This window comes from Streptomyces omiyaensis (genome assembly GCF_014650895.1).
Classification (GTDB): Bacteria; Actinomycetota; Actinomycetes; order Streptomycetales; family Streptomycetaceae; genus Streptomyces; species Streptomyces omiyaensis.
Genome location: NZ_BMVV01000054.1, coordinates 6,346 through 18,610, shown reverse-complemented (window position 1 = coordinate 18,610; position 12,265 = coordinate 6,346). Strand labels below are relative to the sequence as shown.

Sequence of the window (12,265 nt, the reverse complement as noted above, 5' to 3'; positions counted from 1 at the left end):
CCACCCGCGCCGACCTCGAATCCCAGGCCTTCCTCGACAAGCCCTTCCCCTACTTCGGCGGCCAGCAGGCCAACCGGATCTTCGCCGAATCCGCCCGCAACGTCAGCACCGCCTGGTCCTACCTGCCGTTCCAGGTCTACGCGAACTCGATCTTCAACGACACCGTCGGCAAGGCATACGTCTCCCGGGTCAGGCTGTCCGACGGTCTCGACGCCTGGAAGGACGCCTGCGCCGAGTACGGCAACGAGCAGGGATTCGCGGTGAACCGGTAGACGGAGACGGGAGCGGCCGTGGCGCGCTCCCGCCTCCTCACGTCCGAGCGGACAGGACGGTCAGGGGGTGAGGCTCACCTGGTCGATCGTCCAGAAGGCGCTGTTGGTGCCGGTGTAGTGGAAGTGCAGACGGGCGGTGGTGACGCCGGGGGGAACGGCGACCGTCAGCTTCTCGTAGGCGTTGTGGTCCGCGCGGTAGGAGCGCAGCAGCTGCCGGGGACCTCCGTCGAAGGAGATGTGGACGTCTCCGGTCTGCGGACCGTCCACCTTGTAGGTGGTGGCGTAGGAGACGGTCGCAGGCGCTCCGCCGCTCACGGCGAAAGCCGGGCTGGTGAGCGTGGAGTCGAACGGGCCGCCGCCGTGGGACTTGTCGTCCCACTCGTCGGAGTCGGCGACGGCGAAGACGTCGCGCGCCCGGACGTTGGTCTCGCGCCCCTGCCCCAGGTCCGTGTTGCTCCAGAACTCGTCGGTGGCGAAGGACCAACCACGCCACTCGGTGATGCCGCCGGCGGGCATGGCGGTGTTGTCGATGGTCCAGCCGCTCGGCGGCGTGGTCGTCCAGCCCTTGAGGGCGGCGGGCAGGGCGAGTTCGTCGGCCCTGGTGTTCAGGGCAGGGCGCAGCGCGTCGAAGGCGTCGGGCGCGAGCGTGCCGATCGCCTTGCCGTCGAGCTGCCACGCAGGGTCGGCGGCGACCCCGAAGTGGGCGAGGACGGTCGGGGCGATGTCGGTGACCTTGACGTCGTGACGGACCGAGCCGGGGGCGAAGCCGGTGCCCTTCGCGATGACGAAGGTCTGCCGCTCACCGGGGCTGTTGCCACCGTGTCCGCCGTTCGGCAGGTGACCGTGGTCGGCGGTGACGACGATCTGCCAGTCCTCGTCGGCGTACGTGGGACGGGAGGCGACGGCGTCGAGGATCTGGCCGATCTGGGTGTCGGCCTTGTTGAGGGCGTCCAGGTAGGCCCGGTGGGCGGTGCCGTAGTAGTGGCCGGCGCCGTCGACCTCGTCGAGGTGGACGAAGGCGGCTTCTACGTCGGTGGTCTTGAGCCGGGAGACGGCGGTCGCCGTGGTGTCGGCGTCGCTGACGCCGCCGAGGCGGGTGTCGACGGCCGGTCCGAAGACGGTGTCGCGGATCGGCGCCCAGGTGCCGACGACCAGGGTGTCGAGGGCGGGGTCGGCGGCCTCCAGGCGGGTGGCGTAGTCCGGGTAGAGGTCGGGGCGGGCGCCGTTGAAACTGTTGTCGACGACCTTGTGCTTGTCGGGCCAGGCCCCGGTCGCGACGGACGACCAGCCGGGGCCGGAGGACGTGGGGGCCATCGGGTTCGCGTAGAGGTTGTTGGTGGCGGTCATGCCTCCGGCCATGAGGCCCTTGACCCGCGGCATCTTCGCCTTGTCGAACGAGGCGAAGGTCGCGCCGTCGACGCCGATCACCAGAGACTTGGGGCGCTTCACGGCACCGGTGGCGCCGGAAGACGACGGCGCCTCGCCGCGGGCGGCGGCGTTCGTGGAGGCGGCAAGCGGCAGTACCGCAGCCGCGAGGGTGCCGGCGAGGGCGGCACGCAGAGGACGGGACAGCTGCACGGAGTCTCCTCGGGAGGACGTGTAGGGCGCACGACCGTGGCGGCCGGGCATGGGAGAGCCTTCACCTGTCCATGAATCAACAGACATCCACATAATTCATCAGAGATGAACAGGTCATGGAGGTTCGGTTCAGACCCGTTACCTTTCCGTGATGCATTGATGGACCTGCCGTACGGGATGGAACGCAGGGGTGCCCCTCCACCGCGAGGATGGAGGGGCACCCGAGGGAGCGTCACCGTCAGACGGTGGCCCGGTCCCACTGCTGGTTCTGACCGTCGTTGCAGGTCCACTGGTCGATCGCCGCGCCGTCGGCGTACGAGTACTCCGAGACGTCCAGGCACTTGCCGCTGTGCCGGGCGACGAGCCGGCTGTAGCCGGCGTCACCGGAAGGCTCGATCTTCCAGTGCTGCGACTTCTGGGAGCCGCAGGTCTTCTGGACGACGACGGCGCCGTCGTCGACGGACGCGCCGTCCACCTCAAGGCACTTGCCGCTGTTGCGGGCCATGATCTGGACGTAGCCGCTGGTGCCCACGTTCTTGAACCAGTACTGCTGGTTGATGTCCCCGCCGCAGCCCCACTGGACGATCCGGGCACCGTCGGCGGAGTCGAAGTTCGCGACGTCGGCGCACTTGCCGCTGCTGCGGACCGACAGCGACTCCCAGATCACGTTCATGCCGCTGACCTTGCCGGCCGCCGCGTCGATCGTGAGCCGGGGCGAGTAGTCCATGGCCATGGTCGTCTTGGTCGGGAACTTCAGCGGGAGCCAGACGTACTGGGAGTCCTGGACCATGCCGCCCATGGAGTTGCCCCAGCGGTCGCCCATGTAGAGGTACGAGGTTCCGGACGTGCCCTGGACCGGCAGCACGAACGCCGTCTGCGAGCGGAAGGCGGTCGAGTTGCCGATGTCCTTCAGACCGCTCCAGGTGCCGGTGACGCTGGTGGCGGTGGCGTACTTCTGCTGGTTGGGGGACCAGCCCGTGGCACCCGAGGTGAGCAGGAAGTAGACGCCGTTGCGCTTGAACATCGCGGGCGCCTCGCGCCACTGCCCGGCCCAGAGTTTGTTCACCTGGGCGTCGATGGCGGTGTAGTCCGGGGTCAGGCGGTAGACGTGCAGGTCGGCGTTCTCGTTGGCGGCGGAGATCATGTAGCCGGTGCCGTCGGTGTCGACGAACGTGGTGATGTCCCGGGACATGTGACCGAGCGGCCGGAAGGATCCGCGCCAGGAGTAGTCGCCGTCGACAGTGTCCGAGACGGCCACCGCGGCGCGCGCCTCGGAGTAGTCGGTCGCGCTTCCCTCCTTGTGCATCCACATCACGAACTGGCCGGTCGAGGCGTTGTACATCACCTTCGGCCGCTCGATGTTCGCCCCCGCGAGTTCGGGATCGGTCTCCTGCTTGAGGACGTGGTTGCGGAACTCCCACGTCTTCAGGTCGGTGGAACGGTAGGCGGAGACGTACTTGAAGCTGTTGTCGGCGTTGCGGTTCTCGCCGAACCAGTAGTAGTACGTGCCGACCTTGACGACCCCGCCGCCGTGGGCGTGGACCGGGTTGCCCGCCGGGTCGGTGAACTGGACGGCGTTGGTCACGGTGACGGCCGCCGCGTGAGCGGTGCCGACGGCACCGAGCAGGGAGAGGAGGAGGGCGTCCAGAGCGGCGAAGACCGCCGATGCGCCGAATTTCGTACGCGACATGTTCACTTGCCTCATGGAGTGGGGGCAGGCCGCCTCGGGCGCGCCGCGACGGCAGACCGGGGGCGGTCGTGAGGGGTGGGTGCGTGGTGCACACGGAGGAGGTATACGCGGAAGGCGACCGTCCGACTCGTGGTGCGGCATCGGCGGCCGGGACTCGCGACCCTCGCGCGGAAAGCGGCGCCGCCGTGTTACGGCGGTGCGCCACCTCGTGATGTTTACGTTAACGCGGGGTGTTGGGGATGAGTCTGAAAGGAGCGGAAGCGCCTGTCAAGAGGGCTTGCACGACGAGTCCGCCACCAGCGCCGCACCGGCTTTCCGCCCCCGTCGGTCACCCGTCGACGGCGTCGGGCCAGTTCTCGCGCACCACCCGCAGCGCCTCGGTCAGCTGCGCGTCACTGGGGAAGACCGGCGGGCCGCCCTCGACGGTCGGCAGACGCGCCGCCTTTCCCTCGTCGAGCGTGCCGTCCTTCTCCATGACGTCCATGAGCACCGGGCGGGCGTACCCGGTCAGCCGCAGGTTCTGGCCCTCCGTGCTCGCGAGGTACTCCAGCCACAGCCGCGCCGCGGCGGGGTGGGGGGCGTGCTTGTTGATCGCCTGCGCGTAGTACTGCGAGAAGCTTCCGTCGAAGGGGATGGAGACCTTCCACCGCACGTCGGTGCCCCTCAGCTCGTCGATGTGCCGGAGGTTGAGGAAGTCCCACTCGATGCTGATCGGGGTCTCCCCGCGGACGATCGCCTCGGGGTTGGGGTTGCCGCGGTTGTAGTTGCCGACGTCGTCGAGCTTCGCGAAGAAGTCGATGCCCGGCTGGATGTCGTCGAAGGAGCCTCCGTTGGCGAGGGCGGCGGCGTAGACGCCCGCGAAGGCCGAGCCCGCGGTCGTCGGGTTGCCGTTGAGCGCCACCATCCCCCGGTACTCGGGCTTGAGCAGGTCGGCGAAGGAGACGGGGCAGACCGCGACCCTGTTGTCGTCGCAGCCGATGGAGACGTAGCCCCCGTAGCTGTTGAACCAGGCTCCGCCCGGGCCCTTCTGGTTCGGCGGGACGCTGTCCCAGGCGGCGACCCGGTACGGGGCCAGCAGGCCCTCGCGCGCGGCCGACTGCGCGAAGGCGTCGCCGAGGTCGAGCACGTCCGGTGCGTTCGCCTCGCCCCGGGTCCGCCGGATGTCCTCGATCTCCTCCTGGCTTGAGCCGAACGGGTTGCTGTTCACGATCTCGATCCCGTACTTCTTCTCGAAGCCGTCCATCAGGCCGCCGTAGTTCGCCCAGTGGCGCAGCAGCGTCGTCGTGTTCAGCGTGCCCTCCTTCTTCGCCGCCGCGACCAGCGCGTCCATGCCGCCGGCCTCCTCGGCGGAGCCGGCCACCGCGGGGGCCACCATTCGCGCGGGCTCGTCCTCCTCGCCGCAGGCACCCAGCCCCAGGGCCGCGACGCACAGGCAGGTCGCGAGGGTGACGGCACGCGTCCGGGGGAGGTCGACCACGGCTTCTCCGGGCGAGAGGGAACGGTGGAGGGGACCTCCCAGCCTACGCGGGCTTTCCCGGGGAGGCCGTGTCAGAGCGTCCCGGGAAAGCCCGCGTCACAGCACGTCCCCCTCCCTCGCGGGGCGCCCCCGCGTTCCCCCGCGGGAGTGCTTTCCCCTCCCCGCACGGGCCGCCGGCCGGCCTCAGAGCTCCGCGTCGCCCCACTGGCCGAGGATGTCGTCCTCACCCAGGTCGTCCAGATCCGGACCGGCGCCGGGAGCGGTCGCCTGAGCGGCCCAGATGGTCTTCCCCCGGGGGGAGTAGCGGGTGCCCCACTTCTCCGCGTACTGGGCGACGAGGAAAAGACCGCGGCCGCCCTCGTCGGTGTCGGCGGCACGCCGGATGTACGGCGCCGTACTGCTGCCGTCGGACACCTCGCAGACCAGGGAGCTGCCGTACAGGAGCCGCACCTTGATGGGTTCGAGGCCGTAGCGGACGGCGTTGGTGATCAGTTCGCTGAGGATGAGTTCGGTGCCGAAGGCGATGTCCTCCAGGCCCCACTCGGCCAGCTTGCGGGCGCAGGCGTTGCGGACCGGGCTCACGGCCGCCGGGTCGCGCGCCACGTCCCACGCGGCGACCCGGTCGGGGTCCATGCGACGGAGGCCGGCCACCAGCAGGGCGACATCGTCGCCGGACCCCGTCGGAAGCATCGTGTCGATGATGGCGGCGCAGGTCTCCTCGGGGCTGCGGCCGGGCCCGGTGAGGGCGTCGCGGAGGGCGGCCAGGCTCGCGTCGGGGTCCCGGGTGCGGTCCTCCAGCAGGCCGTCGGTGTAGAGCACGAGCCTGGAGCCCTCCGGAAGGACCGTCCGGACCGTCTCCACGGGCATCCCATTGCCCAGCCCGAGGGGCGGGGAGACCGGGGACTCCAGGAAGTCCACGCTCCCGTCGGGCCGGACGACCGCGGGCGGCAGGTGGCCCGCGGTGGCCACGGCGACCTCGCCGGACACGGAGTCGTAGACGACGCACAGGCAGGTGGCTCCGGTGATCGTCTCGCCCCAGCCCTCGGAGGGTTCGTCCTGCACGTCGAGGAGGGCCACGAGTTCGTCCAGGCGCCAGATCAGTTCGTCCGGGGAGAGGTCGAGCGCCGAGAAGTTGTGCACGGCGATCCGCAGGCGGCCCATGGTGGCCGCGGCGTGCAGGCCGTGGCCGACGACGTCGCCGACGACCAGTGCCACCCGGGCGCCGGGCAGGGGGATCACGTCGAACCAGTCGCCGCCCACGCCGGACTCCGCGGGCAGGTAGCGGGAGGCCACGTCGAGCGTCTCGTCGCCCGGAAGACTGCGCGGCATCAGGCTCCGCTGGAGCGTGACCGCCATCGTGTGCTCGCGGGTGTACCGGCGGGCGTTGTCGATGGAGACGGCGGCCCGGTTCGCCAGCTCCTCGGCGAAGGAGAGGTCCTCGTCGGTGAACGGCGGGGAAGCACCCGACCGCCAGAAGTTCGCCACGCCCAGCACCACGCCCCGCGCGCGCAGCGGGACGACCGCCAGCGCGTGGATGCCGTACCGCAGGACGCGCCGGGCCCGCTCCTCGTCCTGGGCGCGCCAGCCTGTCGAGGAGGCCAGATCGGTCACCACCACCGAGCGGCCCTCGGTGACGCTGACGTCGACGGGGGATCCGGGAACGAAGCGGATCAGCTCGCCCGAGGGGTAGAGGGGGTGGTCCTCGGTGAGGCCCGCGAGAGCCGTGCGGCGCAGCTCCGTGCCCGCCCCGGCCGGTTCCTCCCCGCTCAGGACGGGGTCGAGGAGTTCGACGGTGGCGACGTCCGCGAAGCCGGGGGACGCGACCTCCGCCAGCTCCTCGGCGGTGCGCACGACGTCCAGGGTGGTTCCGATGCGGACCCCGGCGTCGTAGAGCAGGGTCAGCCGCTCCCTCGCCACCTCCGCCCGCCCGGACAAGGAGCGCAGTTCGGTGGTGTCCCGCAGGGTCACCACGCTGCCGTGCTGGCCTCCGGGGGGCAGGGTGACCCGCTTGTTGAGGGCGAGCAGGCGGTCCGCGGCCAGGTGCACCTCGTCGGTGGCGATCCGGTCCGAGGAGAGGAGGGCCGTGAGGGAGGGGTCGAGACCCAGGTCGGTGACGCGGCGTCCCTCGGCGTCCGGGGGCAGGTCGAGCAGTCGGCGCGCCTCGTCGTTGGCCAGGAGCAGCCGGTGGTCCCGGCCGGTGATGAGCACGCCCTCGCGGACGGCGTGCAGGACGGCGTCGTGGTGCTCGTACATCCGGGTCATCTCTGCCGGGCCCAGGCCGTGGGTCTGACGGCGCAGTCGCCGGCTCACGAGGCCCGTGCCGAGGGCCACCAGGCCGAGGGCACCGGCCGCGCTGCCGAGGAAGACGGGCAGCTGCTGGTCCAGCGAGTCCTGGACCTTCTCGACCGTGACCGCGGCGGAGACGATGGCGACGACGTCTCCCCGGGCGTCCCGGACGGGGGCCGCCGAGACCACGGAGAGGCCGAGGGCGCCCTGGAAGGTGCGGGTGAAGGGGCGGCCGGCGGCGGCCTCGGCGTACGGTCCGATGACGTGCTTGCCGAGCTGGGTGGGGTCGCTGTGGGTGAGGGTGATCCCGTCGAGCTCGTAGACGATCAGGGCGTCGATGCCGGCGGCCTTGCGGGCTCCTTCGGCGAGGGGCTGGAGCTCGACCGTCGGGAAGTCGTTCTGCAGGGCCCGTACGAGTCCCGGCGCGTGGGCGAAGGACTGGGCGGCCGCGATGGTCCGGTGCCGGGCGTCGGCCATGGTGTCGCGGCGGGCCTGGACGACGAGTGCGACGACGGCGGCGGCCACGAGGAGGACGACGAGCACCAGCTGGAGGAGGAAGACCTGGCGAGCGACGCTGCGGGTGGTCAGCCACGACGTGAGGCGCCGTCGTCCCCTGGGGGGAGTTTCCGGAGAATCGCCGCCTTGATGGCCAGCTTCGCCACTCATACTCCACATTTATCCCTTTTCGGCTGTCGCCTGGCAACCATGGGGCGCCCTCGGGCCGGGGCCCGGAGGGTCTCAGGCGTCCGCCGGGTCGACCACGATCAGCCGGCCGACCTCGCGGGTCAGGACCGCTCGGGCGTCCTCGCCCAGGGCGTCGTCCGAGACGAAGTAGTCGATCTCGTCGAGCCCGGCGAAGCGGCTGAGCCCCGTCACGCCCCACTTGGTGTGGTCCGCGACCACGGCGAGCCGGGCGGCGGACTCGATCAGCGCCCGGTTGGTCTGCGCCTCGGCGAGGTTCGGGGAGGTGAGGCCCGCGCGCTCGGACACCCCGTGGGCGCCCATGACGAGGAGGTCCACGCGCAGCGAGCGGATCGCCTGGTCGGCGAGCGGTCCCACGAGCGCGGCCGACCTGGTCGGGGCGCCGCCGGTGAGGAGCACGGTCGGGGCGCCTCCGTCGGGTTCCTCGGCGAAGTCGCGCAGCAGGTCGGCGACGGGCAGCGAGTTGGTGACGACGGTGAGACCGGGCGTGTGCCGCAACCCGGCCGCCACCGCGTAGGCGGTGGTGCCACCGGCCACGGCCACGACGCTGCCCGGCTTCACGAGTCCGGCCGCCGCCGTGGCCACCGCGGCCTTGGCCGCCGACTCCAGGTCGGCCTTGGCCTCGAAGCCGGGTTCCTCTCCGGTGGTGGCCGTGGACGTGGCGACGGCTCCGCCGTGCACCTTCTCCAGGGAGCCGGCCCGGGCCAGCGCCTCCAGGTCGCGCCGGACGGTCATGTCCGACACGCCGAGCCGTTCGACGAGGTGGGCCACCCGGACGGCGCCGTCCCGGCGCACGAGGTCGAGGATCACCGCTCGCCGCTGCAGCGCCAGCACCGATTCCTCCGCCCCTGTCTCGTCCGTGTCGTGCGGGAACCGGCCGACGAGAAGTCCACCGAAGTCATCACATTCGAACAGGATACATATCCCCGTATGAGGGAGCGGGGCACGCCCGCTCCGGTGGATGTGGGGAGCCGCGGTCGGGCCGGTCCGGCGTCCGGACCGGCCCGGCCGCCGCTACGAGGTGGTGAACTGCTGGTTCGGGGCGCCGGAGCAGCCGTACTGGACGACCTCGGCGCCGTTCGCCGTGGAGGCGCCGCTCACGTCCAGGCACTTGCCGCTGTGGCGGGCGAGCAGGGTGATGAACCCGTCCGCCGACCTGTGCGCCGACCACTGCTGGTTGGCTCCGCCGCCGCAGGTGTACTGGAAGGCGATGGCGCCGTCGGCGGTCGACTCGTTGGTGACGTCGAGGCACTTGCCGCTGTGCCGGGCGACGACGTTGACGTAGCCACCGCCCACGGGGCGCAGTGACCACTGCTGGTTGGTCGCGGTGCCGCAGGTGTACTGGACGACCCGGGCGCCGTCCGCGGTGGAGGCGCCGGTCACGTCCAGGCACTTGCCGCTGTGCCGCATCCGCAGGGGCGCCCAGGTGTCCGCGGCGACGGAGCGGAAGGTCCAGGACTGGTTGGACCCGGTCGTCGGACGGTAGACGCCGACGGGCGCGCCGTCGCTCGTGGACTGACCGCTGACGTCGAGGAGCTTGCCGCTTGCGACGTTGACCAGGGTGTAGTGCCCCTCGCCCGTGGTGGACAGCATCCACCTCTGCTCGGCGGAGGTGCCCGAGGTCACCAGGGCGAGGGAGTCGCCCGAGGCCGCGAGCGCCTTGCCGCTGGCGACGCTCGTGACGCGGTAGGCCGCGGTGTTGCTCCAGTCGGTCGAGGAGAGCTTGGTGAACTTCCACTGCTGCGTCGTGGCCGTGGGGTTGGAGTTCTGCTGGACCAGGGTGCTCTTGCCGCCGCTCGTGACGACGGCCAGGGCCTTGCCGCTGTTGTCGTTGAGCAGCTGCCGCGCGGCGCCGGTGGGAGCCGTGGCGTCCGAGATGTTCACGCCCGTCGCGGAGGGCAGGACGAACGTCGTGACGGAGCCCGCGCCCACGGTGGCGGTGAGCGTCTTGCCCGCGGGGGTGAGGTCGCTCTCGCGCTGGAGGTTCTTGGTGCCGTCGGTGGTGTAGCGCTGGACGGCCCCCGTGCCCACGTTCTGGAACCCGGCGAGGTTCAGGGTGAGCCGCTGCGGCTCACCGGTGGGGTTGGTGTGGACGACGACCGCGCCCTGGCCGGCCGGGCGGAGGGCGGCGAAGGTGTCGGCGTTGTCGGTGTTGATGACGCGGGCGCCGGGGCGCACGAACTTGGTGTAGTTCGCCAGTGCCCAGTACTTCTTGTTCTTGCGAAGCGGTTCGGTGGCCGCGTCCTCCGGGGTGAAGTCGGTCTGGATGAGACCCCAGTTCGAGTTCTCTCGGCCCGGTGTCATGTTCTCGTAGTCCTCGACGGCCTGCCACAGGACCCAGGCGCGGGGTTCCAGTTCGCGGAAGTCCTCGTTGACGCGCTGGGTGAGGTCGAGGGCGGGGCTCATGTCGGTGAAGCTCTGTCCGACGCTGCCGCCGAGGTCCACCTCGGACATCCACAGCGGGGTGGCCGTCCCCTTGGCGATGTCGCGCACTCCGGTGCGGCCGCCGGTGCTGTACGTGTGGGTGTTGAGCTGGCCGAGCGCGGCCTTGGTCGCCGTGTCGTAGGCGTCCCAGTTGGTACGGAAGGTGTTCGGGTTGGTCTCGTCCATGCCGGCGATGCGCGTGGAGACGCCGTCGGCGTTCAGCCGGGCCCGCATGGTGGTGAACATCCGCGCCTGGGAGGCGGGGTCCCAGTGCGAGCCTTCCTGCCGACCGTACGCACCCCAGTAGTTGGTGTTGGGCTCGTTGATGGGCGAAAGCGTGTCGAAGGTGACGCCGGTGGCGTCCTGCGCGCGCTTCATGGCGCCCGAGAGATACGCGGCGAACCGCTCGTACTGGTCGGAGCGGAGGTTGTCCTCCCAGGCGTTCCAGTTGCCCGAGACCACGCCGCTGCGGGTCATGAAGTACGGCGCCGAGTTGGAGAAGGCCTCGAACTTGTCGGCCCCGCGCGCCTTGGCGGCGGTGAGCCACCAGCGCTGGTTGGCGTCGGCGTTCGGGTTCCAGTGGGTGGGGTTGTTCGGGTCCCACCAGTCGGGGGACTCCGGTCCCGGGCGGTTCCACCAGCCGGGGACGGCGGCGCCGGCCCGCATGTAGGGGGTGGTCTCGGGGCTGTCGCCGCCGCCGATGTTGTAACGGGCGATGGTGAAGCCGAGGCCGTCCGCGCCGTACAGGGCGTCTGCGAGCGCGTTGCGCTGGGCGTCCGGCCAGCCTCCGGTCACGTTGGCGAACCAGGTGAGCGCGGTGCCCCAGCCCTCGAAGGGCTGCTGCTGGTAGCTGGGGTCGGGGCGGACGGTCACCGCCTGTCCGGTGGTCTCGGCCGCCGCGGAGGACATCGGTGTGAGGCCGGTGGCGACGAGCGCGGCCACGGCGGCGGTGGCCAGGACCGCGCCGCTCCTGCGCACGCGGTTCGGGGGTCGTTCACGGGTGGAGGGCATGGTCGATCTCCCTGAGTTGATCGTTGAACGCCGAGGGGGCCGCGCGGACGGGGGGACTGCGCGGCGAGGTCTGCGGACGGTCCGTCGTGGAGGGGGGCAGGCCCCGACGGGGGCCGGGGCCTGCCCGGTGCGGTGCCGGACGGCGGTCAGGCGGCCGTGCGGAGCCACTTCTGGTTGGCGGCGCTGTTGTTGCAGCTCCACTGGATGAGCGGCGTGCCGTCGTTCGTGGACGTGTTCATGACGTCCAGGCACTTGCTGCTCAGGACCGAGGAGAGCTGCACGGTGTTGCCGGAGCCGCTCAACCTCCACTGCTGGGCGGACGTACCGTTGCAGGTGTACTGGACGACCGCGACGCCGTCGGCGGTCGACCCGCCCTGCGGGGCGAGGCACTTGCCGCTGTAGCGGGCGATGATCTGCACGCGGTTGTTTCCGGCGGACTTGAGCCAGAACTGCTGGTTGACGGTGTTGCCGCAGCCCCACTGGATGAGGGCGGCGCCGTCGGCGGTGGAGCGGTCGGCGACGTCGGCGCACTTGCCGCTGTGGGAGGCCTTCAGCGTCTCCCAGGTTCCGAGGCCCTGGATCGTGCCGGCGGCGGTGTCGATCGCGAGCTGCGGGTAGTAGTCCATGGTCATGGTGGTGTTCGTGGGGAACTTCAGCGGGGCCCAGACGTACTGGGAGTCCTGGACCATGCCGCCCATGGAGTTGCCCCAGCGGTCGCCCATGTAGAGGTACGAGGTTCCGGACGTGCCCTGGACGGTCAGGACGTACGCGGTCTGGGAGCCGTAGGTGGTCCAGTCGCCGATGTCCTGCAGGCCGGTCCAGGTT

The 12,265-nt window shown here is 71.0% G+C and carries 7 protein-coding genes and 1 pseudogene; 1 reads left to right on the top strand and 7 read right to left on the bottom strand.

Features of this window, described 5'->3' with window-relative positions; all coding sequences use genetic code 11:
* Positions 1–272: pseudogene (locus IE287_RS37390) on the top strand (sugar ABC transporter substrate-binding protein); the annotation flags it as partial.
* A gap of 60 nt (positions 273–332) precedes the next feature.
* Here the strand turns inward: IE287_RS37390 and IE287_RS37385 are convergent.
* The 7 genes from IE287_RS37385 to IE287_RS38990 form a co-directional block, all read right to left on the bottom strand.
* Positions 333–1,850 carry an alkaline phosphatase family protein gene (locus IE287_RS37385; RefSeq protein WP_229883998.1) on the bottom strand — a complete coding sequence of 506 codons (1,518 nt, stop codon included), beginning with the start codon at positions 1,848–1,850 and terminating at the stop codon, positions 333–335.
* Between the two features lie 238 nt (positions 1,851–2,088).
* Positions 2,089–3,540: an RICIN domain-containing protein gene (locus tag IE287_RS37380; RefSeq protein WP_189853882.1), complete on the bottom strand. Its 1,452-nt coding sequence runs from the start codon at positions 3,538–3,540 to the stop codon at positions 2,089–2,091.
* Positions 3,541–3,868: 328 nt separating this feature from the next.
* Positions 3,869–5,017 (bottom strand): ABC transporter substrate-binding protein, encoded by a 1,149-nt coding sequence (locus IE287_RS37375; RefSeq protein WP_373307991.1) that lies wholly within the window; start codon positions 5,015–5,017, stop codon positions 3,869–3,871.
* Positions 5,018–5,200: 183 nt separating this feature from the next.
* Positions 5,201–7,969 (bottom strand): SpoIIE family protein phosphatase, encoded by a 2,769-nt coding sequence (locus IE287_RS37370; RefSeq protein ID WP_189853881.1) that lies wholly within the window; start codon positions 7,967–7,969, stop codon positions 5,201–5,203.
* Positions 7,970–8,041: 72 nt separating this feature from the next.
* On the bottom strand, positions 8,042–8,839 hold the full coding sequence (locus IE287_RS37365; RefSeq protein ID WP_229883997.1) for a DeoR/GlpR family DNA-binding transcription regulator: 798 nt from the start codon (positions 8,837–8,839) through the stop codon (positions 8,042–8,044).
* Between the two features lie 180 nt (positions 8,840–9,019).
* Positions 9,020–11,440 carry an RICIN domain-containing protein gene (locus IE287_RS37360; RefSeq protein WP_189853880.1) on the bottom strand — a complete coding sequence of 807 codons (2,421 nt, stop codon included), beginning with the start codon at positions 11,438–11,440 and terminating at the stop codon, positions 9,020–9,022.
* A gap of 146 nt (positions 11,441–11,586) precedes the next feature.
* Positions 11,587–12,265 (bottom strand): RICIN domain-containing protein (locus IE287_RS38990; RefSeq protein WP_229883996.1); only part of this gene is annotated, 679 nt, incomplete at its 5' end.